Genomic DNA, 20,988 nt, shown 5'->3' with positions numbered 1-20,988 from the left:
TGCCAGGTGTGGGCTCCGGGTCGGCGTACCGGCACCCACCGGGTCAGGCGATCCCGGTGTCGCGTGCCGTGGAACTGCCCTAGGCTGACGCGTCAGCCCTCCCTCCCCCCGAGAGCCGAGATCCGTGTTCCTCCCCCTTCGCCGCCTGTTCCGCGCCTCCACCGCACCCACGCCCGTCCCCGCGTCTCCCCCGGCCCTTGAGCCCGAGGTGTCCGAACTGGAGGGCGAACTTCCGGTGTACTACGACCACGTCGTGCGCATCGGCGTGGAAGTCGACACGGAGCACGTCCCGGGCTTCCTCGCGCTGGTGCGCAGTCGTCCCTGGCAGATACGGAAGGCCGACGAAGGCCGTTACGACGTCCACTTGGCCCTCGCCGGTGCAGCGCTCGGCGCGGTCGGCGCAGCGCTCACGGAGTTCCGGCACGCCTGCGACCGAGCCGGGGCCCACGCCCGCGTCACCTTCGCCACCCGTCTGCGTCCCCAGCGCTCCTTCACCCGGAGCTACCCTGTCCTGCCACGGACGCGACTGTCACGACAGAAATGGCTCGCAGAACTAGCCCACCCTCTTCTCCCATGGCGAGCCAGAGGACGTATCCAAGCCCGTTCCTTGGCCGAGGCTAATTCTCTGCTTCCGGAGTTCGTAAAGCGCAACCCTGAAATTAACGGACCAGACGAACTCATGGTCGTCGGACCACCTGACGTCGAGGCCCCCTCCGGCAGTGCCGAAGAGCAAACAGCCCCGAACGGTTACCGCCTCTACTTCCCGCTCATCCTGCTGACAGCGGTTGCCGCCGTCGTTCTGGCTGTCTATCTCTTCAGTGAGACCGGTCTCCGCCTAGGACTCATACTTCTTCTCGTAGCCCCCTTGTGTCTGCTCGGGGTGGTACAAACGCTCCGACGGATGCCCGAGGGCCACTTCAACACCTGGCTCCCACTGATTCTGACCGCTCTCGCCGCTCCCTTGGTGATTGCTCTGGGGAACGCTCGCCACACCAACTACCTCTGGGCCTTCGGTATCGCACCAGGGGACATGGTGCTTTCCAACGCACACAGGTTCGACGCGATAGCGGACGTCTTTCCACGAGTACTCCTCGCTCTCCTCCTGCCGCTGGGGATCTTCGAGCTTCTCCGTTATCTCCATCTCGGCAGTCACAGCCACCTGCGCCTTTTCAACTGGCTCATGCCCGCGAGCACCGTCCTTCTCTACGGGCTGATCGCCGTTTCCGTAATCATGGGAAGGGACACTGACACGGGACGAGCACACACAGAGCACTACCGGACCGAAGGGGGTGCGCCGCTGACCCACGCGGGCATCCGGCCGTCGGTCATGTGCGTGGAGGTCGGCCAGACCCAGGTACAGCGTGTGGGACCGCCGCTGACCACTGACCGTCCGGTGCTGTACTTTCCCGGAACGAACAACACCGACCTGCTGTGGGACCGCGAGGAGGGCCTTACCCGGGTACCCCGGTTCTCGGTCACCCTCACACCGGTGACCGACCTGGACTCGCCCTGCCCCGAGCCCACGGCCGCGTCGGTGATCTCATCCGCACCGCCCGCCGAAGTCCTTCCGGAGGCGGTACCCGACGGGGGCTGACAGGACGTTCCGGCACGGACACCGACCACTCAGGCGACGGGGTCCCCTCCTGGTCGGCGGACCGGAATCCAGCGGCGTTCGGCCCCCACCGACGGTTGGAGCCTGGCCAGGGGCAGGTCCACCGGAGCCGCGGTTCGCGGCCTGCGCACGGGGATCTCCGCACGTCCGCCGAGGGCGACACCCCACTGATGGGCGTCCGGACGGCCCCCGTACCCCTTCCCCGCCGCCTCGAAGCGCCTGGTGACCGCGTCGGCCACCCCGGACGGCAACCCCGGGAGCATGTCGAGGGGCTCTCCGGGACGCACCTGCTTGTGACAGCTCAGCACCCGCCCCACCAACAGGGCCAGCTTGTACCGGTCAGTCTCCAGGTCGGCCCCGGTGCCGGGCTGCTCCGGGTCGTTCCATGACTCGGTGTCCGCCTGCGGCAGGACCGGCCTCTCCCCGGATCTGCGGACCCCGTCGCAGTCCAGCATGAACACCCCGTAGCCCCCGGACGCGGTCCACAGCAGGTTGGACATGGACACGTCGCCGACCACGAGGCCGCGCGAGTGCAGGAGCTGGAAGAGGGACACGTACTGGCGGACCAGTTCCAGACGGCCGTGCACGTCGGGCGGGACGATGTCGCCCCAGATCGGTTTGGGCTCGAAGATCAGGTACTGCAACTCCTGGAGGTGCGTCCCGCCGCCCTTGATGTGCCCCACGAACCTCTCCGGGATCTCCCGCATGAGGAAACCGGTCAGGAATCCGCCCGACACCACCCTGGCCAGCGGCCAGCAGGACAGGGCGAACAGTCGGTCGCGCTCGGTGTCGGTGAGATCGTAGGGCAGCAGCACGAGGCGCTCCAGCGCACGCGGGTCGGCCCCTGAAAGGGTGTAGTGCTTGTAGACCAGCCCAGTGTGGGGACCACCCGCGACACGGTGGACCGTGCCCTGTCCACCGCTGCCGAGCTCCTCGCCCAGGACCAGGGTCTCCCGGTCCACGTCGGCGCCGTCGATCCCGTGGTAGGCCATGCTCACCGCCCCCACACGCAGACCGCGGTCCGGTCGTCGTCATAGGACTTGGCCTGGAAGTCCAGCTGCCAGGCGAACTCCGTGCGGCGGGGCACGCGTTCCCCGCCCCACCAGGCGGTGAGCTGGTCGGCCACGGACGGACTGGCCATCGGCCCGGACAGCCCGTCCGTGCACAGCAGCAGCGTCCGCCCCCGCTCCAGCACGCATCCGCGTACGTGCACGTGGCCGATGTCGGTGGGCAGGGCGTTGGTCCTGGTACTGGCCACCGTGTCCTCTTCCTCCCCGCCGGTCAGCGGTCTCGCACGCCCGTCCCTCAGGAGGTAGGCGGGGCTGTCCCCCACCGCGAAGACCAGGGCCTCGGCGCGTTCCCCCTCGGGGGTGAGCCGCACCAGGGCGGCAGTCAGCGTGGTGGACAGTTCCACCGGATCCACCTCCTCACGCCGCGCGAGACCGGCCATCCCGAGCGCCACCTCACGGACGGCCAACTCGCACAGCTCGTGCAGGCGGTCGCCGTCGTCGAAGTCGCCGAGTTCCGCCAGGTGGGCGCTCACCACCTGGAACAGCAGTCGGCAGGCGTACCCGGCGCCCCGGTGCGACATGCTCCGGGAGCCGACGCCGTCGGCCACGCAGGCCAGCACGAAACGCTCGTCCCCGTGTGCCAGCTCGTACAGGCCGAAGGCGTCCTGCCGCGACTCCCGTTTGAAACGGTGGCCGTCGCCCCGAAGCGAGGCCGCGCGAATGGCCAGGCCCTCGTAGTCGGCCTCGTCCACGGCGGTGTCGGGGACCGCCCACGCCTGCACCGGGAGCCCTTTGGCGTGGTAGGCGGCATGGACGGGCCTGGTCAGGACGGGCGGCGGGACGAACTCCGCGGGACCCTGCGGTTCGCTCCCCCGCCGCTCCCCCGCGTCGGTCCACTGCAGCTCGTTCTCCTGCCGCCCCTCTTCGTCGGGCTGCTCCGCGGGGGCTCCACCGTCGGAGGGCTCCTGAGCCGTCCTTTCCGGAGCCTCCCCCGCGCCCTCCTCGTCCCTCGTGTGCTCCGGGCGGATGGGGCGCGCCATGACCACCGTGTCCGTGTCGTCCGGCGAGGCCCTGTTCGGGGGTTCCTCCCCCGCTGGCGGTGCCGGAGCCGTCTCCGAAGGAAGCCGCTCGGGACCCGCCGCCTCCTCGGTTCCGGAGCCAGCGGTGTCGTCGGCGTCCGCGACGTTCAGGGCGTCCGCGAACCGTCGCTCCGTGCTCTCCGCACCTCCGTCGCCGGTCGGACCCTGTCCCGGAGGAACACCGTCCAGCAGGTCACCGCTCTGGCTCCTGGAAGGCAGCACCTCCTCGTTCACCGGCTTCCAAGCGCGTTCCGCCCTCCGACCGCCCCGCGCGCCCGAACCCGCACCCGGCCCTTCGGACTCGTCCAACCCGAAGTAGCGCAAGGCCTTCCTTCCCAGACCGTCCGGGTTACCGCCCATGTCCCACTCCTCCTACGCTCCGGGTCAGAGCTGGTCGGCGGGCAGCGAGGTGTACCCGGCCACCTGGTCAGGGATCGACAGGGTCACCGCCCCGTCCGGCGAGGAGGCCGCCTGGGTCCCGGAGTTGACGATCGAGTTCGTCAGCGACCGGGCGAACTCCTGGAGGGCCTGGGCGGGGTTGAGGGTCCCGTCGGCCATGAACGCCCGTACCGTGGCCACCTGCTGGATGACCCGCGGGTCGGCGGCCCCGAAGCCGAACGCCAGGATGTTGGGGTGCGGCCCCCACGACAGGTCCGTGATCTGCTTGTACGCCACGTCCCAGTCGTCGTCACCCGGGTAGCCGTCGGACAGGAAGAACACGGCCGGGCGGTACACCTTGTGCCCCTCCGCCTTGAGCCGTTCCACGTCCTGGGTGATCGTCTCCCTCAACAGCCGGAACGCCTCCCCGTAGGAGGTGCCGCCGTCCGCGTGCAGCGCGGGCAGCGACTCCAGGTCGCTGAGGTCGGACATGGGCAGCAGGACCTTGGCCTCGTGGTTGAAGGCGATGATGGAGAAGTGCGCCTTGTCCGACACCACCGGGTTGGAACCGATCCGGTGGTGCAGGTCGGGCAACGCGTCGTTGATGGCCTGGATCGGCGCGCCCTCCATCGACGTCGACTCGTCGCACACCAGGTAGAACGGGAGGATCTGCTGGCTCACGATGGAATTCCCTCTCTGCTCATTCGGACTGTTCGGTTGACGCGAACAGGTAGATCTCGATCCGCAGCCAGCCGGGACTGCCGCCGAGGCTGTGGAAGGTACGGGTGACCGCCTCGTCGAAGACCCCGGGGTGGGTCTCGGGCAGCAGGGCGTTGACATCGTCGGCGAACCGCTCCCCCTCTGCCGCCCCGCCGTTGGCGCCGAAGGTCAGGACCATTCCGGCCTCGCGTCCGGCCACGCCGTGCTCGCCGAGTGCCTCGCGCAACTCCCGCACGACCTCCTCGTCACCGTCGGCGGCGCCCGACGGTGACACCCCGTCCAGCTCGACCACGACGGGTTCGAGGTCCAAACCGTGCGGCAGGGGTTCGGCGGTCTCCTCCGCCGCCTCAGCGACGGGCTCGGGCTCCGGTGCCGAGTCCATGCCCAGCGTGATGATGAGGAAGGCCAGCAGCAGGTCGGCGAACAGCCATCCGGCGATCGCCACGGCGGGCATCGACAGGTGCTGGTCGTTCACGTGGCCACCAGGTCCTCGTTGGGTTCTTCGGCGTTCCGCCCGGAGCCGGCCTCAGCGTTCTCGGCCAGGATCTCCTGGAGCGCGTCGATGCCCTCACGCAACCGCCCGACGGCTTCGGGCAGACCGCCGCCCCGTTCCCCGGCCTCCGCCAGCCCCTGGTTCAGCGCTTGGATGCCGGAGTTGAGCCGTTCCACCGCCTCGGGCAGGTTCCCCACGGCCTCGGGTAGCTCCCGCATGGTCTCGGCCACCCGGCCGGACAGGTCCGCCGCGAGCTCGACGCGGTGTGCAAAGCCGGTTCCGGTCTCCTGCCACTCGGCCAACGCCGTCCGCAGGGCCGTCTCACCGTCCGCCAGCGTCCTGCTGATGTCCCCGGAGGAGCGCGTCAAGGCTCCGGTCAGTCCCGCCAGGCTCTCCGACACCGTCCTGTTCACCTGTTCGGTCAGGCCGGTGACCACCTTCTCCAGTTCCTCGCGCGACCGGACGCGTTCGCCCTCGGCGGTCCGGGACAGTTCCTCCGAGGCGGTGGCGACACGGTCGACCGCCTCGGACACCTCGCCGAACCGGCCGTAGAGGTCGTGCACCACGTCGAGGCCCTCGTGGACGGCTCCGGTGATACCGTCGCTGCCCTCCTTGAGCACGGTGATGGCGCCCTGAGCCATGCGCAGGCTCTCCTGCGCCTGTTCCAGCGTGGTCCGGACGTCCTGTTGCGCGCGTTGCGCGAGGAGCCCGACCTCTCGCAGCTGCTGGACGCTGCTGCCCAGCTCGCTGGCGATCCTGGCCGGACTGCCGAGACGCACGGCGCCCAGCTCGAACTGGACCGCGGTCATGGCGGAGGTGAGGCGGCGCACCAGGCGGGTCCGCTCGGTCTCGTCACGGCTGTCGGACCAGCGGCGGTGGAGGTTCTGGGCCAGGACCACGGCGATCAGCAGGAGGATTCCGGTCAGCGTGTACACGGCGACCCGGTCGAAGGCGAGCCACGCTGGCAGCGCGCCGTTGAAGGCGTCCTGCCAGCGCTCCAGGAAGGACAGGCCCTCCAGGGAGGAGTCACCCTGGGAACGGCCGTACGCTCCGGCGGCCAGGGCCAGACCGGCCCAGGTGATCAGTACGGGCAGGAAGACCAGTGCGGTGGGCGCCGCCTCGATGAGGCCGCGGACGGCGCCGCCCCTCGCGGGAGGGTCGACCGCCTCCGCCGAGGGGAAGGCGGTCCCGAGGTCGACCTCGGCCCAGGTCTCCAACCGCTCGCCCCCTGCCAGGGAGTCGGCGAGCGCGGTGAGCTGGACGGCGCGTCCGGAGAGCCGTTCCTCCGCGGCGAGCGAGCGGAGCTCCTCCACCAGGGCGGTCCTGTCACCTGGTCTGATCTCGGTCTCCACCTGCTTGCCGCACCACTTCCCGAATCGGACGGACTCTGTTCTCTCCCCTCGCCCGCCGAAACGGCATGCGTCACGGGCCTGGCCATCGCATTGGCACGAGGACCAGGAAAGGGGAGGTCACCGCGAGAGTCGTTTCCGAAACCTTATCGGAGCAGCCGAATCACAGGATGGGGTTTACCTCTTTCCGTGAGAAGCCATCTCGAACAGGCGGGATCCGAACACGCAATGCGACGAGTCAATTACCTTGATATCGCCCAAAGTGGTACATAAAACCCGAAATCTTCTCCGCAACGCCCTTCTCCGTCAGTCTCCATGGCCGGATCAGGACATCCGGGCAACGGAATTCAGAGAAAGGAGTCACAAACATTCTCGGAGCGCCCCAGGAGCACCCCGCCCCGCCGCCCCGTACCGGGGAGGGGTTCGGTTCAGAAGCGGAACCCGAAGAGCCCTCCGGCCTCGGCGTCGTCGAGCTTCGGTGTGATGACGTGGGGGTCAGCGTCGAAGCCCATCCGCTGGGCCTTGACGAGGTCGTCGGAGTTCATCGTCACGACGTACTGCCTGCCCTCCTCGCGTGGGACCCATGCGGCCAGATCCGGAGCGCGGGCGACCTGTCGCTCGTTCACCCCGTCGTAGAGCTTGCTGTCGTGGACGAGGAAGTCGGGGCCGGGTCCCGCCCGGTGCGCGATCACCGCCCAGGTGAGGTCGACGCAGAACATCTTCATGTTGGAGATGCCGGTGCTGTCGTCGGCTTCGAGCTTGAGCTCGATCTCCAGATGACTCCGCCTGGCCTGGGGATCTCCTCGTGCTCGGGGACGAGCTGGAAGTCGACGATCTGAGCCTTGAGGTCGGCGATACGGCGTTCGACGACCGTCTTTACCCGTTCCGCTTCCCGTACTTATCATCCGTGGGCCTTCGACCACCGGGCTTTGGCCGTTTGTGGCCGCATCGGGCCCCGCGCCGGTGCGGCCTCCATGGTGGTCCGCTGGTTCGTTCGGCGGGTCAGATCAGCAACTGGGTGAGGTGGTGGGCCAGGGCTCCGGCGGCGGTGACGGTGGCGGTGGCATAGCCCGCGACTGTCCAGCCCAGACGGCGGCGGGGCCTGCGGTGGCTCGCCGGGCGGCGAGAGCGGTCGGACCTGCGCGGGAGAGATGACGGAGGCGTGCGCTCGCGCCTGGGCCGGGGAACCGACAGGGGCTTGGGCCTGGGTCCGTCGCCGGGTGCGGGTGCGGGCTTGTGAGCGGGGACGGGTTTCCGGTTGGGAACGGGTTTGCGGTCGGGAACGGAGACGGGGTCGGAGACCGGGGCGGGCCTCTCTCACAGGCGGGGGTCCCGGGCGCCGGAGGCCATCATCCAGGCGGGCACGTCCCCATGGGCGAGCCGGTAGCGCAGCCGGGGCGTGTCGGGCATCCGGGCGAGCAGTTCGCGCTCGCGCGGGGTCCGGCCCAGCGAGACGAGCGGGGGCGGCGGGGCGGCCGCCCGGCGTGTGGCCGAGTGGGCTGCCGGACGGGTGACCGGCTGGGCCGCGGGAGGCGTTACCGGCTGTGCCGTCGGGCGGGCCGCTGTCCGGGCGGGTGGCCCGGATCGATTTGAGCGCTGTGAGCGTGTTCGCGCCGCCTTTGCGTCGGTGGTTGATGCCCCACAGGGTGTCATCGCCCACCGAGTAGCAGCCGTGGAAGTAGGTGATGCCATGGGTGCGCCGGTAGGTAGCCGCGATGCGCTCCGGCAAGTTCTTGCGGGCCCAGCCCGTCCCGGCGGTGGGGCGGATGCCCAGGGGGCCGAACTCGTCGAAGGCGAAGACCCGGTCGGCGAAGTGCTCCATGACGTGCTCGATGCGGTCGAGTTTGGCATCGGCCTCGGGGTCGGGCGAGTCCTTCCAGGTCGTGGTGCGTTGGAAGGTGACACCGTGCTGGTGGAGCAGGGTCCGTAGGGTCTCGCGGCCGATGCGCGGGCCCGGTCCGCCTTTGTGGGCCAGGTACGCGGCGAGTTTGCGCAGCGACCAGCGGGTGAAGGGCTGGCCGAGCTTGGTCGGGCGGGTCGTGGCCGTGTGGATGACGAGGTCTTGCTCGTGTGGGGTGAGCAGGCGGGGACGGCCTCCCGCCCACTTAGGGTCCAGGCAGCTCAGCTCTTGGGTGTTGAAGGCGTGGATGACCTCGCGCACGGTTTTCTCGTCAGCGGCGACCAGACGGGCGATGACTGGGACGGTGTTGCCGCTGGAGGAGGCCAGGATGATCATCGCCCGCCGGTAGCGCACGGTGTTGGTACTGCCCCGGCGGACGATGCGTTGGAGTTTTTGGCCCTCAGGATCGGTGAGTCTGCGGGCTTTGAGGGGTGCGGACACCGCGGCTCCCAGGATCGACTGCTGGTGTTGCGGTCAACCCTGACACCGATCACTGACCCGGGCGAACGTTTCCGGCCACAGCACTAGTTCGGCGGCCGGGGTACGCGTACTCGCATCTTGCTGGTTCGACTGTTGGATCGACGGCTTCATCGGCACTCCCGGTGCAGACACGGAGACGTTCTATGCGATCGCCCCCCACAGAGGGTGAGATTCCTATTACAGGGAAGCTGAATAGACTCTTGAACACAAGTCTCATTTACAAGTCGTCCAAGTTGTCGCGACTACGAAGAACAGGCAGGATTCAGAAATGGACCGCAACCCCACGCTCGCCCAGTGGCAACTCGCACAGGAGCTGCGGCGCATACGAGGTGACCGCAAGTTCAACGAGGTGGTGAAAGCCGCGCGCACCACGGGCGGCAGTTTGGCCAGGTGGGAGACCCCTGGTGACCGGGGGTCGGTCCCAGGCCCCGCAGCCGTCGAGCGTCTGCTCCAGATCTACGACGCGGAAGACCAACTGGAGCGCATCCTCGCGCTACGCAAGGAGGCCCGGCAGCCGGACCGCTGGCAGCCCTTCGACCTGGAGCGCAGCTACCGGACCTACGCCAACATCGAGTCCCAGGCGACCTCGATCGAGTCCTACCAGGCACAACTTGTTCCGGGGATTGCCCAGACCGAGGCGTACGCGCGTACCGTGATCGAAGCGACTTTGCACCCGGCCAGCGACGTGGATCGCGAGATCGAGGTGCGCATGGAGCGGCAGAGCATCCTGAAGCGCCCCGAGCCTCCAGAACTGTGGTTGATCGTCACCGAGGGCGCCTTGCGTCAACAGATCGGTGCTCCTGGAACCATGGTTGACCAAGTGGAACTCCTGATCGAACTGGCCCAGGAACCGAACATCACCATCCAGGTCCTCCCCTTCTCCGCCGGTGCCCACGTAGCTATGCGTATCCCCGCGTTTGTGATCATGGAGATCGCTCCGCACGGTGTGACCGCTGTCTACTCCGAAGCGCAGACGACAAGCATGTTCTTCACCGACCCTGAGGATTTGACCGAGTACGCGACGATCTTCAACCGGCTTCGCGCGGCTTCCCTGGATGAAGGGCGTCCTACTCGCGGTCTGCTTGAACGGATCCTGCAAGACCACCAACGAGAGGCGTGAGATGCATCAGACCATCCCTGTGACCGGTTGGTTCAAGTCCAGCTACAGCGCGTCCCAAGGGGACTGTGTCGAGGTCGCGCACGCGCCGGCGTCGTTTCGCAAGTCGTCCTACAGCGGCACGTCATCCAACTGCGTGAAGGTGGCAGACAGCCCCAGCTTCTCCGCCGTCCGCGACACCCAAAACCGTGACATGGGCGCTCTGACCTTCGGTCCCACCGAGTGGCACGCCTTCCTCAGCACCACCACGGCCGACGTGCGCTGACCCATCCGGGCGCGCGGGTCTTCGGACCTCGCGCGCCCGTACGGCCACAACCGCGTCAGGCCTCCGCGCGCTCCACTCAACGTCGGCAACGTATCGACCGCCCCGGACGCCCCTCTCAGACTGCCTCCCGGAAGGGTGATGTGTTTTCCGCGCCTGCCACTGTCGGGCAACAGAGACACGTGTGGCGCATGACGCATGAGGGAAGGTCAGTAAACTCGACCATTTCGGCGACCCTTGATTACGTGGCGTGGTGGTCTGGTTGATTCGCCGTCTGCGGTGTCAACCGGCCCCGGAGCCAGGCACCACGGAGGCATGAGCAGGCACCACCTCAGCTCGCCTTGTCTGTGAGGTTCACACGCTCTTCGTGCTGTCAGGCGCTGCCACCGCCTGAGTTTCTACCTCGTCAGCACGACTTCAGTTGAAGTTCACACCTTCCGGAGGTTCCTTCAACATGCCAGCGTATCCTTCTGCGGACTCCTGGTCGTACCCCGCGTCAAGGTAGATCTGAACGAGCTCCTCAAGAGTGTAGTTCTCCGGATCGTCCACGAGACTGATCATCGCAACTTCCAATCGTTCTCTATAACTGCTTCGACTGCTGCCGCAATAGGTTGGAAGGAACCCTCCCTCCATTGACGATACCGCTCAACCCCCGGCTGGGAAAGCTGCATGCGAAGATCCTCCTGAAGACGGCTGTCCCCTGTCTGCTCAGCGATCCACTGAGTATATGAGCGCGCCCAGAGCTCTTGAGGGCTGCGCAGGTAACTTGCGTAGTGTCTAGGCGTGGCTTTGGCCAGATCTTTGTACTCCGGAGAAGATCTTGCCACGCTCGCCCACTCCCTCATCTCCGGGGTTGATGGCATACCTGATGCCAACGTCAGGGGGGAGCCGGTTCTTCCATGATGCACAGCGTGATCAATGGCATGCCCGATCTCGTGAACCAGAGTCTCACGAGTGTTGGGGGTGCCTGCACCAACAATGATCATACGCTCACGTGGATCGTACCTACCCATGCGACCGGGTTCTAATTTTCTGTACTCGAATACAATCGTTTCCATTCCCTCCGGAAATTGGTGAACCTGGGCCACGAGATTGACAGATTCACGAATCTCAGCCGCAATATCAGGCGGCATCTTATCAGATATTTCAACAGGGAGATCCGACCAGTTGTCCAGCCCCAGATGGTCCGATCGCGAATCTGGGTTTTCGGAGCGCCCATCCTGGCCATCGAGAGGAACTTCGTTCCCACCTATATCAGAACCGTACTGGTCATTAGATTCCAACGCACCCTGTTCTCGAACAGATTCACCACCAGGAAGATTTTCGACTTCTGGGACCACTGAACCGGAGGCGAAAGCATCCCCGCGCCCAACGGAGACATTAAAATCGCCCCCGGCCCCAAGTCCTGTGATGTCGACAGAAAACCGCGTTCCGAGTGGGACGCCTGAATTGGTGAGCGCACCAGCATTCGACCAACGTCCGGATTCAGGATTAGAGAAACCCCTCTGGCTACTCTCATCGGAAAAGGAACCAGAGTTGAACGGAAATTCAGTGCTGCCTTGGCTGGCATTGTCCTGGGAATCGTTGTCTGGGTCTGTGCTCGATGTGGGCGTGCCGGGCCTCTCCTCGGGTCCTCCCGGTACCTCCGTGTCCTCTTCCTCAGAGCGCCGCGGAGTGTCCTCGTCGGAACGGTTGGGCGGTGTGCCGCTGTCCTGGGGCTGCGGCGCGGACGGGCTCTGGGAGGGCCGGTCCCCGCCGCCGTCGGGCACGGGGGTGATCGGGGTGGAGGAGGGCGGGCGGTACTGGTTGGGGTCCAGCAGTGAGTTGTTCAGCATGGTGAGCGGGTTCTCGAAGCGCTCACCGGTGGGACGCTGCCCCTCCCCGGCGCCCGGCAGCGGGCTGCTGGGCCAGCCCCGCGTTCCCGGTCCGCCCCTCGACGTGGAGCTGTCCGAGCCCGAACCCTCACCGGAACCCGGCCCGGAGCCGTCGGCGTCCGGACCGCCTGAACCCGTGGGAGTGTCCATGGAGCTGACCACCCCCGCTCCGGCGACGATCTTGATCAGCTTGAGCGGCAGGCCACCGGTCAGCATCACCGCGTTGGCGGCCATGGTGGTGTTGGAGTAGGCGACACCGTCCTCGCGTGTGGACCAGGCGGTGTGCCCCTCCCACACCTCGTCGATACTGTCCCCGGCATTGCCCAGCCACCGGTCCCATCCTGCGCCCCAGCCCTCCTGGCCGCCCTCTCCGGGCTCCCACAGCCACCCGTGCTCGTCGTGGACACCGACCAGCCCGACCGTGTCCATCCACGCGTCGCTCCAGGCCGCCCCGGCGTTGTCCAGGCGCCCCGACAGGTCGAACCTCCACCCGTTGTCGGGGTGCCAGAACCCGAGCTTGGACGTCAGCCCCACCGCCGAGCCCCACAGGAAGTCGGTGACCACCGTGTCCCACAGCGCCTGGCCGGTGGGGTTGCCCCAGTCCGCCAGGGAGGGGTGGAACTCGCTCCCCGCCCATGCGGTGATGTCGTTGATGTTGCTGTTGACACCGTCAAAACTCAGGTGGTGTCCCAGGGACATGTCGCGCTCACCGGCGTCGGTGGGCAGCCCGTAGACCAGCACGTCGTCCCCGCCGGCCTGGTCCGGGGACACGTAGGCGGGCCCGCCGAAGGTCGCCGAGATCCGGGAGGCGCAGTCGTTCTCGGCCTCGTTGAACGTCGACCAGGCCGTGTTGACCGCGTCCTTGATGCGGACGTTCTCGCCCAGCGCCCACTCGTCGGTCTCCTCGTCCTTGGTCAGCCACCACACCTTCTTGTCGTGGTTGGCGTTCCACAGGCTCTGGGCCTCGATGCGCAGGGTGTTGAGTGAGCCGCGCGCGGTCGTGGCCGCCTCGGCCAGGTCCTCCAGCGCGCTGGCGACGGTGGCCAGATCGCTCTGGATGTCCTCGCCGCGGGTGAGGACCGGGTCCATCGCGGCGAAGAGCGTCTCGCTCTCCGGCGCGGTGTAGTGGGACTGGAGCCCGCCCCAGGTGGAGGACATGTCCTCGGCGCCGCCGAAGAGGTCCTGCCCGCCGGTGCGCAGGGTCTGGGCCGCGTAGTTGAGGGACCAGACGTCGGTGAGGGGGTAGGGGATGGTGTCGGGGTCGATGAGCGTGAACGGGTTGGGGTCCACGCCGTTCTGGGGCTCGGTGGGCTCGAAACTCACCAGGGGGCCTTCCGTGGGGGCGGGGGCGGGGTGTCAGGTCACAGGTCGAGGTTCTCGCCGGTGCCCGCCTGGCTCTGGGCTTCGGCGGCCATCTCCTCCTGGCCCTGGTTGTAGGCCAGGGTCGCGTCGTTGGCGCCCTGCAGGCAGGACAGGGTGCGGGTGAACATGGCGTCGGTCTCGCCGGTGAAGTGCTCGAAGAACCCGGACAGCGCGGCCTCCACGGGCGGGCTCTTGGCGTTGGTCAGCGCCATCTCGATCCCGTCGGCGGTGGAGTCGATGGTGTCGGAGAACCCGCCTCCTTCGAGGCCGAGCTGGTCGCCCAGGTCTCCCAGGACCAGTGAGACCCCGTAGACGTCGATGTTCCACTGGCTCATCGGTGGCCTCCCGCCGTGGGGGCGGCGAACCGGTGCGGGTGGAACACGACCCCGGGCTCAGCCTCCGGGACATCAGCGGCATGAACGCGGGCCTCGGCGGCACGGACACGGGCCTCGGTCATGCTCCGCTCGGCGACGCGGGCCCGCAGCAGCTCCAGCGAGGCGCGCACGCCCTCGACCGCCCTGGCCCTGCGTTCCCGCACAGGCCTGGGGGAGGTCGCGTCCGACTCCTTGAGAACCACGATCGCGTCGGCGGGTGCCGGTTCCCGCGGTCCGGCGACAGCGGCGTCCCCGTCCGACTCCTCCGGCGGCTCCACCAATTCGAACTTCATCCGGCCGCTACCCTCCCTCGTCGACTCCGTGGTCCGCCTGGCGGACTCCAACAGCAGTATGCGCATATGGAGTGACGTTCCATGATCGGTCCCGGTTCCGCGGGAGGAACCGACCCGGCGGTGGTCAGGGGTGGGATCCCTGGCCGAGCCGGGTAGAACACGCAGATGGGAACAATCGAAGTGACGTGCGTCACTTTCACGCTGGGAGAGGGGAACCGGCCTCCCTCCGGAACGGCTCAGGCCCTCTTCGCGGGAGCCGCGGACAGGTACTCCGTCTGCCGCCGCATGAGGTCCAGCGCCCGCAGGGGCGCCCCGGCCTCCCCCGCCACCGGGTACCAGACCGCCTGACCGTCACCCTCGCCGACGAGCGTGCCCGGGATCGGCCCCGCCTGGGCACGGCCGGTGCCGATCCGGCGCAGCCGGTCCGGCCCGACCGCGAGCCCGACCGGGACCGCGGGTCCCGCCCACACCGGCACGTAGGTGACATCGGCGCGTCCGGGGATGCGGCGCACCCGCAAGCCCTCCAGCAACCCCTCGGCCGCCAGCGCCTCCACCAGGGCCGGGAACGCGTCGAAGGGCACGGCGCCCTCGTCCTCGAACCCGGTCACCACCGACACCCGCTCCAGGAGTCGGCTCCCGCGCCGAGCCAGGTGGAGCTGCCCCGAGAAGGGGCGCCCCCCGCCCAGCGGCCCCTCCAGGTACAGGATCGAGGGCCTGGGTCCGCGCTCGTGCACGAAACCGGCCACCCGTTCGCGGTCCCAGGCCATGAGCGCGGGCTCGTGCGGCCCCCACGCCGACGGCGCGGTCCCGGCCAGGTGCTCGGCGACGACCTCCGCCGCACGGCCCGGGTCCGGGGTGAACGGGTCACGGTGGAGCACGGACACGTCCACCACGACCTGCGTTCCGGCGCTCTCGGCGAACTCCGCCAGGAACCCCGGAACCGGCTCGGCGTCCGGCTTCCCGGCCGCCCACGCCAGCCCGACCGGTTCCCTGTCCGCGCGGAACCCCTGCTCGTCGTCCCAGCGCAGGGGCAGGCCGGTGATGCCGTCGTAGTGGCCGCCGTCCCCGCCCCGCACCACCCAGCGCCCCAGCGATCCGGCCGCGAAGGTGCGCACCGCGTAGGTCAGCCGTGCGGTGGGCGGGGTGAGCACCTGGAGCGCTCTCTCCCCGCCCTGCGTGGCCACCGCGTCGCTGAGCCAGGACGAGAACGGCACCACCGCCCGGTCCTGGGCGACCAGGAGCGCCCTGGTCGCGGTGCGCTCGACCGCCGGGTGCTCCGGCTCCTCCCACAGGCCGAAGTCGGCCTGCCCCGAGGTCCACACCGCCCCGCCGAGCCGCAGCGCGAGCCCGTCGGCGAACCGGTGCGCCACCTCCCGCCCCCGTTCGTCGGGGCGGGCGCGTGTCTCCACCCACCAGAACCTCTCCGGCAGCCCCGCCACGGCCTCCGGCCCCAGCAGGCGCGCGACCGCGTCCGGACGCTCCACCAGCTGCCCGGGTTCGAGGGTGGCCAGCAGACGGGCGTCCCCGTCACGGATCTGCATGACATGGGTGTGGCCGTGCCAGTGCAGCCTCAGCTCGGGGTCCACGTTCTGAAGGGCGTGGACGATCGCGTACTCGTCGGGCTCCTCGGCGACCAGGGCCACCACGTCGTAGCTCAAGGGCTCTCCCGACCGGAGGTGGGGGTAACCGGTGCCGCTCGGTCCGGCCGCGGAGCGGATCACCGTTCGTGGGCGAGCATAGTGAGTGGACTGGCCGCAGCTGCTGGTGTGGCGTGCGGGATTCCCTTCCTCAATGATCTTGCTCCTGGCGTCACTGTGGGCGGCTCACTGTGCCTCTGGGAGCAAGATCATCCGTGGGGCGCGTCCCGACGAAGGGGGCGGGCGGGGACCGCCACGGCCCCGCCCGCCCGGATCAGGCGTCCTGGTGCTTCTCGACCCAGGACGTGAGGGGTTGCCCCTGGATGGCCGCCGCCATCAGCTCGGGGAACGCGTCGGGGGTACAGGCGAACGCGGGCACCCCCATCTCGGCGAGCGCGGACGCGTTCTGTCGATCGTAGAACGGCGCGCCCTCGTCCGACAGCGCCAGCAGCACCACCACCTGGACCCCGGCCGCCTGCATCGCGGCCACCCTCCTCAGCATCTCCGCTCGGACACCGCCCTCGTACAGGTCGCTGATCAGCACGAAGACCGAGTCGTTCGGCTTGGTGATGAGCCCCTGGCAGTAGGCGATGGCCTTGTTGATGTGCGTACCGCCGCCCAACTGCGTGCCGAACAGCACCTCGACCGGGTCGGTCAGCTGCTCGGTCAGGTCCACCACCGCGGTGTCGAACACGACCAGCGACGTGCGCAGGGTCTTCATCGAGGCCAGCACCGCGCCGAACACGCTCGCGTAGACCACCGAGGAGGCCATCGATCCGCTCTGGTCGATCGCCAGCACCACGTCCTTCTGCACGCCCCGGCTGCGGCGACCGTACCCCACCAACGTCTGCGGCACGATCGTGTCGTACTCGGGAAGGTAGTGGGCCAGGTTGCGGCGGATGGTCGCGTTCCAGTCGATGTCGGCCGCCCGGCGCGGCCGGTGCGTGCGGGACGACCGGTCGATCGCCCCCTGCACCAGGGAACGCGTCTTCTGCGCCACCCGGCGCTCCAGGTCGTCCACCACGCGGCGCACCACCGCGCGGGCGGACTCGCGGGCCTGGTCGGGCATCACCCGGTTGAGGGACAGCAGGGTCCCCACCAGGTGCACGTCCGGTTCGACGGCCTCCATCATCTCCGGCTCCAGGAGGAGCTGGTGCAGCCCCAGCCGGTCCATGGCGTCCTTCTGCATCACCTGCACCACGGTGGAGGGGAAGTACTCGCGGATGTCGCCCAGCCAGCGTGCCACGCGGGGCGCCGAGCCGCCGAGCCCGGCGGAGCGCTGGGCGCTGGTCCTGCCAGGGCCGACGCTGTCGTAGAGCGCCTCCAGGGCCCCGTCCATCCCCTGGTCGGCGGCGCTGAGGCCGGAGGCGCCGACCCCGCCGGAGCACTGCGCCTCCCTGCCCAGCACGAGCCTCCAGCGGCGCTCCCGCTCGTCCACGGCGTTCATCTGCGCACCTTTCCGTCGGTGAGGATGGCCAGCGCGGTGGCCAGGGCCGGGGCCGCGCGTCCGGTGTCCACGTCCACGCGGGCCGGGGCGGTCCGGTCGGCGACGGGCGCCGTCCCGAGCCGCAGGGCGGCCGCACCGATCTCCTGGCGCTCGGGGCCGTCGAAGGCCCCGAAGGTGCGCCGCAGCAGCGGCAGCACCGCGGTGAAGCGCTCCTCGGGCAGGGAGAGCAGCCAGGCGTCGATCAGTCCGAGCAGCCGGTCGTCGTGCACCAGGATCAGCCCGCTGCCCTGGAGGAACCCCTCCAGCCAGGCGGCGGCCGAGGCGGGTTCGGCTCCCGGGGACATCGCCAGGCCGAGGCGGCGGCGCAGCTCGTCGGCGTCCACGAGTCCGGAGTCGGACAGGATCCGGTTGACCCGACCGGCGATGCGGCCGGGCAGGGTGTCGCGCACGGCCAGGGCGGCCAGGGCCGCCGTCCAGGCCTGGGCGCCCTCCCCGCCGAGAAGGGTGGCGGCGCCCTGGGTGGCGTCGATGCGCCGGACGAACTGCGCCGCCGCGTTGTCGTCCAGTCCGTGCACGGCCGGTGCCAGTCCGACGCACACGCGCCGCAGGATCTGCTCGGCGACCGTGCTCAGGTAGGCGCTGTCGGTGCCGCGCACGTCCCCGTAGCGGGCGGAGCGGGCCAGCGGCGGCAGCGCCTCCATCAGGTGGGTGACGTCGCTGTCGGTGGCCGCGCGGTCGGTGAGCAGGGACAGCACGCGGGGCAGGGCCTCGCCCAGGTCCGCGAACAGGCACTGCTCGGTGAGGGAGGTCAGCGCGGGCAGGGCCGCGTCCTCGGCGAGGTCGGCCACCCGGGCCGTGGCCGCGGAGGCGACGGTGGTGCCCCACCGGCTGGCCTCGATCAGCGCCACGTCCATGTCGGGGTCCCAGCGCAGCCGCCACGACTCCCGGAAGGTGCCCTTCTGCCCGCCGTCGGGGATGCGGGGAACGCCCCACTCGACGCCGAGCAGCCGCAGCCGGTGCAGCAGCACGCTGCGTTCGCGCTGGCTGTCCTTGCGCAGGTCCAGGTCGAGGTCGCTGTCGAAGGGCTCGGCCTTGAGCCGCAGGCGTTTGCGGAACGCGATGAGGTCGCGCTGGAGCGGGACCATGGGCGTGGACGGGGGCACCGCGCCCATCCGCTCGCCGACGGCCATCCGGCGGTGGACGAGGGCGGCCCGGGTGGGCTCGCCCTCGCACAGGACGGCGGTGAGCGCCTCGGCCACCTCGTCGAGTCCGGCGAGCGGTCGCCCGCGCAGCACGGCCAGGCTCTCGGCCAGCCGCACGCCCTCGATGACGTGGGACGAGGACACCGCCAGCCCCTCCTCCCGGAGCATGCGGGCGGCGTCGGTCAGCCACCGGTGCACCGGCAGGTCGGGCGCGGTGAACAGGTGGTGGTACCAGCCGGGGGCGGCGACCCCGGCGCCGTAACCGCTGGAGGCGGCCAGGCGCCCGTGGGTCCAGGGCACCCAGGTGGCGGTGACCTTGACCTTGGGCAGGCCCTTGAGCAGCGCGGTGTCGTCCTTGACCGGGTGGTCGGCCAGGTCGCGCAGGGCGGGTGCGTGCCAGGCGCCGCAGACCACGGCGATCCGCTCGTGGCCCTCCTTGAGGGTGGCGCGCAGGGTCTGGCGCATGTACGCCTCCCGGCGCGCGTCGCGCTCCGTCTCGGGGCCGGACTCGGCGCGGACGGCGGCCATGGCGTCGGCGATCGCCGGGAACGGGGAGGGCTCCCCGTCCCTGCGCTGCTCGACGACGTCGTCCCACCAGCGCTCGGCGTCGTCGTAGCCCGCGGCCTCGGCGAGCACTCCGAGGGGGTCCAGCCGGATCCGCTCCGGCTCACCGACCTCGCCGCCGTCCGTCCCGTCAGCGGTCTCCGATGCCTCGGTTCCGTCGGTCTCGTCGGTCTCTTGTGCCGCAACAGCCGCGCCGGCTCCGGCCGCCTCGGTGTCCCCGGGAGCCGTGGTGTTCCCAGCGGCCCCGGGGTTCTCGTCGCCGCTTCCGGTCCCGGCGTTCCCACCGGTCCCGGAAACTCCGCTGTCTCCAGGAGCCTCCTCAGCCCCCGGATCCTCGGAGCCGCCCTCGGCTCGGGCACCCTCCTCCTCGGCCCGGCGCCGCTCCTCGGCCTCGGCGACGCGCTCGGCCAGGGTGTGCGCGGCGGGCAGGTCGCAGAAGCGGACCCGCACGCCGTTCTCCACCGCGTAGCGCAGCGCCTCCCACTCCGGGGAGAAGCTGGCGAAGGGCCAGAACGCCCAGCCCTCGCCAGCCCTGGGCTCGGCCCCCTTCGGGGTGTCGGCGAGGTAGGCCAGCAGCGCCACCGGAGGCTCCAGCTCACCCACCAGCGAGGTGAGGGCGTCCGCCTCCGGCGGTCCCTCGATCAGCACGGCGTCGGGCTTGATCTCCTCCAGCGCCGCCCGGACGGCCCGGGCCGACCCCGGGCCGTGGTGCCGCACGCCGAGGACGTGCAGCCCGCTCGTGTCCAGTCGGGGCCGACCCATCAGGCGCCCACCTCGCGGCAGGCGCGGTAGAACTCGCCCCAGCCGTCGCGCCCGCGCGCGACGGTCTCCAGGTACTCGCGCCACACCACGCCGTCGGACACCCGGTCCTGGACGACGGCGCCCTGGATGCCCGCGGCCACGTCGGCCGGGCGCAGCTGCCCGTCGCCGAAGTGCGCGGCCAGCGCGATGCCGTTGGTGATCACCGAGATCGCCTCGGCGGTGCTCAGCGTGCCGCTGGGCGACTTGACCTTGGTGCCGTTGTCCTCGGTCACCCCCGAGCGCAGCTCGCGGAAGACGGTGACCACCCGCCGGATCTCGGTGAGGCTGGTGGGCACCTCGGGCAGGTCCAGGGCGCGGCCGAGCTGCTCCACCCGCTGGGTGACGATGCGGACCTCGTCCTCGGCGCTGTCGGGGACGGGCAGCACCACGGTGTTGAACCGGCGGCGCAGCGCGCTGGACAGGTCGTTGACGCCGCGGTCACGGTCGTTGGCGGTGGCGATGATGTTGAAGCCGCGCTGGGCCTGCACCTCGATGCCCAGCTCGGCCACCGGCAGGGCCTTCTCCGACAGCACGGTGATGAGACCGTCCTGCACGTCGGAGGGCATGCGGGTGAGCTCCTCGATGCGGCCGATGGAGCCGCGCGACATGGCGGTCATGACGGGGCTGGGCACGAGGGCCGCCTCGGAGGGGCCCTCGGCGAGCAGCCGGGCGTAGTTCCAGCCGTAGCGCACGGCCTCCTCGGAGGTTCCGGCGGTGCCCTGGACGAGCAGCGTGGAGTCACCGGAGACAGCGGCGGCCAGGTGTTCGGACAGCCAGGTCTTGGCGGTGCCGGGGACGCCGATGAGCAGCAGGGCGCGGTCGGTGGCCAGGGTGGCCACGGCGACCTCGACGACGCGGCGGGCGCCGATGTACTTGGCGCTGATCTCGGTGCCGTCGTCGAGGGTGGTGCCCAGCAGGTACTGGGTGACCGCCCACGGGGAGAGCTTCCAGCCCGGAGGCCGCTGCCGGTCGTCGACCTTGGCCAGCGCCTCCAGCTCGGCGGAGTAGGTCTGCTCCGCGTGCGGGCGCATGGC

The 20,988-nt window shown here is 69.7% G+C and carries 17 protein-coding genes and 1 pseudogene; 3 read left to right on the top strand and 15 right to left on the bottom strand.

Annotated features, from left to right (window positions below):
• Positions 1-208: 208 nt before the first annotated feature.
• Positions 209-1,594: a hypothetical protein gene (locus tag FYW99_RS06925; RefSeq protein WP_190394575.1), complete on the top strand. Its 1,386-nt coding sequence runs from the start codon at positions 209-211 to the stop codon at positions 1,592-1,594.
• 29 nt (positions 1,595-1,623) lie between these two features.
• On the opposite strand, the gene FYW99_RS06920 is transcribed toward FYW99_RS06925, so the two are convergent.
• The 7 genes and pseudogenes from FYW99_RS06920 to FYW99_RS32940 all read right to left on the bottom strand — a co-directional run.
• A complete protein-coding gene (locus FYW99_RS06920) occupies positions 1,624-2,604 on the bottom strand; it encodes a hypothetical protein (protein ID WP_150251109.1) in 981 nt (326 codons plus the stop codon).
• Positions 2,605-2,606: 2 nt separating this feature from the next.
• Positions 2,607-4,061, bottom strand: a complete 1,455-nt coding sequence (locus tag FYW99_RS06915) for a protein phosphatase 2C domain-containing protein (protein ID WP_150251108.1) — start codon at positions 4,059-4,061, stop codon at positions 2,607-2,609.
• A 24-nt stretch (positions 4,062-4,085) separates the two neighbouring features.
• Positions 4,086-4,760: a vWA domain-containing protein gene (locus tag FYW99_RS06910; RefSeq protein WP_223838817.1), complete on the bottom strand. Its 675-nt coding sequence runs from the start codon at positions 4,758-4,760 to the stop codon at positions 4,086-4,088.
• A 19-nt stretch (positions 4,761-4,779) separates the two neighbouring features.
• Positions 4,780-5,274, bottom strand: a complete 495-nt coding sequence (locus FYW99_RS32225) for a hypothetical protein (protein ID WP_223838815.1) — start codon at positions 5,272-5,274, stop codon at positions 4,780-4,782.
• Positions 5,271-6,644, bottom strand: a complete 1,374-nt coding sequence (locus FYW99_RS06905) for a coiled-coil domain-containing protein (protein ID WP_150251106.1) — start codon at positions 6,642-6,644, stop codon at positions 5,271-5,273. The genes FYW99_RS32225 and FYW99_RS06905 overlap by 4 nt, the downstream gene beginning before the upstream one ends.
• Positions 6,645-7,069: 425 nt before the next feature.
• Complete coding sequence (locus tag FYW99_RS06900) at positions 7,070-7,546, bottom strand: DUF2326 domain-containing protein (RefSeq protein WP_223838814.1); 477 nt, start codon at positions 7,544-7,546, stop codon at positions 7,070-7,072.
• 650 nt (positions 7,547-8,196) lie between these two features.
• Positions 8,197-8,982: pseudogene (locus FYW99_RS32940) on the bottom strand (helix-turn-helix domain-containing protein); the annotation flags it as partial.
• A 307-nt stretch (positions 8,983-9,289) separates the two neighbouring features.
• On the opposite strand from FYW99_RS32940, the gene FYW99_RS06890 reads away from it, so the two are divergent.
• Together FYW99_RS06890 and FYW99_RS06885 are read left to right on the top strand one after the other, a co-directional pair.
• A complete protein-coding gene (locus FYW99_RS06890; RefSeq protein ID WP_150251105.1) occupies positions 9,290-10,141 on the top strand; it encodes a DUF5753 domain-containing protein in 852 nt (283 codons plus the stop codon).
• A 1-nt stretch (position 10,142) separates the two neighbouring features.
• Entirely contained in the window at positions 10,143-10,403 is a 261-nt protein-coding gene (locus FYW99_RS06885; protein WP_150251104.1) for a DUF397 domain-containing protein, read from the top strand.
• Positions 10,404-10,817: 414 nt separating this feature from the next.
• On the opposite strand, the gene FYW99_RS31700 is transcribed toward FYW99_RS06885, so the two are convergent.
• The 8 genes from FYW99_RS31700 to FYW99_RS06850 form a co-directional block, all read right to left on the bottom strand.
• Complete coding sequence (locus FYW99_RS31700; RefSeq protein WP_190394574.1) at positions 10,818-10,961, bottom strand: hypothetical protein; 144 nt, start codon at positions 10,959-10,961, stop codon at positions 10,818-10,820.
• Positions 10,958-13,597, bottom strand: coding sequence for a hypothetical protein (locus FYW99_RS06880; protein ID WP_150251103.1), 2,640 nt, complete (start codon positions 13,595-13,597; stop codon positions 10,958-10,960). Before FYW99_RS06880 ends, FYW99_RS31700 begins: the two co-directional genes overlap by 4 nt.
• Positions 13,598-13,635: 38 nt before the next feature.
• The gene (locus FYW99_RS06875) at positions 13,636-13,971 is read right to left on the bottom strand and encodes a DUF6507 family protein (RefSeq protein ID WP_150251102.1); all 336 of its coding nucleotides are present in this window, start codon (positions 13,969-13,971) and stop codon (positions 13,636-13,638) included.
• Complete coding sequence (locus FYW99_RS06870; protein WP_223838812.1) at positions 13,968-14,303, bottom strand: cell envelope biogenesis protein TolA; 336 nt, start codon at positions 14,301-14,303, stop codon at positions 13,968-13,970. Before FYW99_RS06870 ends, FYW99_RS06875 begins: the two co-directional genes overlap by 4 nt.
• 236 nt (positions 14,304-14,539) lie before the next feature.
• Positions 14,540-15,961: a DUF6177 family protein gene (locus FYW99_RS06865; protein ID WP_150251100.1), complete on the bottom strand. Its 1,422-nt coding sequence runs from the start codon at positions 15,959-15,961 to the stop codon at positions 14,540-14,542.
• Positions 15,962-16,214: 253 nt separating this feature from the next.
• Positions 16,215-17,387, bottom strand: a complete 1,173-nt coding sequence (locus FYW99_RS06860; protein ID WP_150251099.1) for a VWA domain-containing protein — start codon at positions 17,385-17,387, stop codon at positions 16,215-16,217.
• Positions 17,384-19,915 (bottom strand): DUF5682 family protein, encoded by a 2,532-nt coding sequence (locus FYW99_RS31695; protein WP_190394573.1) that lies wholly within the window; start codon positions 19,913-19,915, stop codon positions 17,384-17,386. The genes FYW99_RS06860 and FYW99_RS31695 overlap by 4 nt, the downstream gene beginning before the upstream one ends.
• Positions 19,915-20,985: an ATP-binding protein gene (locus FYW99_RS06850; RefSeq protein WP_394350335.1), complete on the bottom strand. Its 1,071-nt coding sequence runs from the start codon at positions 20,983-20,985 to the stop codon at positions 19,915-19,917. The genes FYW99_RS31695 and FYW99_RS06850 overlap by 1 nt, the downstream gene beginning before the upstream one ends.
• Positions 20,986-20,988 lie beyond the last annotated feature (3 nt).

Origin of the sequence: Nocardiopsis deserti (assembly GCF_008638355.1) — a bacterium.
Classification (GTDB): domain Bacteria; phylum Actinomycetota; class Actinomycetes; order Streptosporangiales; family Streptosporangiaceae; genus Nocardiopsis; species Nocardiopsis alborubida.
Note: the sequence above shows the minus strand (reverse complement) of the source record. Positions and strands in the feature narration are given on the sequence as shown.

Coding starts and splice junctions, on each gene's coding strand:
- FYW99_RS06920 (WP_150251109.1), bottom strand. CDS start 2,604: ATGGCCTACCACGGGATCGACGGCGCCGACGTGGACCGGGAGACCCTG.
- FYW99_RS06915 (WP_150251108.1), bottom strand. CDS start 4,061: ATGGGCGGTAACCCGGACGGTCTGGGAAGGAAGGCCTTGCGCTACTTC.
- FYW99_RS06900 (WP_223838814.1), bottom strand. CDS start 7,546: ATGATAAGTACGGGAAGCGGAACGGGTAAAGACGGTCGTCGAACGCCG.
- FYW99_RS06890 (WP_150251105.1), top strand. CDS start 9,290: ATGGACCGCAACCCCACGCTCGCCCAGTGGCAACTCGCACAGGAGCTG.
- FYW99_RS06885 (WP_150251104.1), top strand. CDS start 10,143: ATGCATCAGACCATCCCTGTGACCGGTTGGTTCAAGTCCAGCTACAGC.
- FYW99_RS31700 (WP_190394574.1), bottom strand. CDS start 10,961: ATGATCAGTCTCGTGGACGATCCGGAGAACTACACTCTTGAGGAGCTC.
- FYW99_RS06875 (WP_150251102.1), bottom strand. CDS start 13,971: ATGAGCCAGTGGAACATCGACGTCTACGGGGTCTCACTGGTCCTGGGA.
- FYW99_RS06870 (WP_223838812.1), bottom strand. CDS start 14,303: ATGAAGTTCGAATTGGTGGAGCCGCCGGAGGAGTCGGACGGGGACGCC.
- FYW99_RS06860 (WP_150251099.1), bottom strand. CDS start 17,387: ATGAACGCCGTGGACGAGCGGGAGCGCCGCTGGAGGCTCGTGCTGGGC.
- FYW99_RS31695 (WP_190394573.1), bottom strand. CDS start 19,915: ATGGGTCGGCCCCGACTGGACACGAGCGGGCTGCACGTCCTCGGCGTG.
- FYW99_RS06850 (WP_394350335.1), bottom strand. CDS start 20,985: ATGCGCCCGCACGCGGAGCAGACCTACTCCGCCGAGCTGGAGGCGCTG.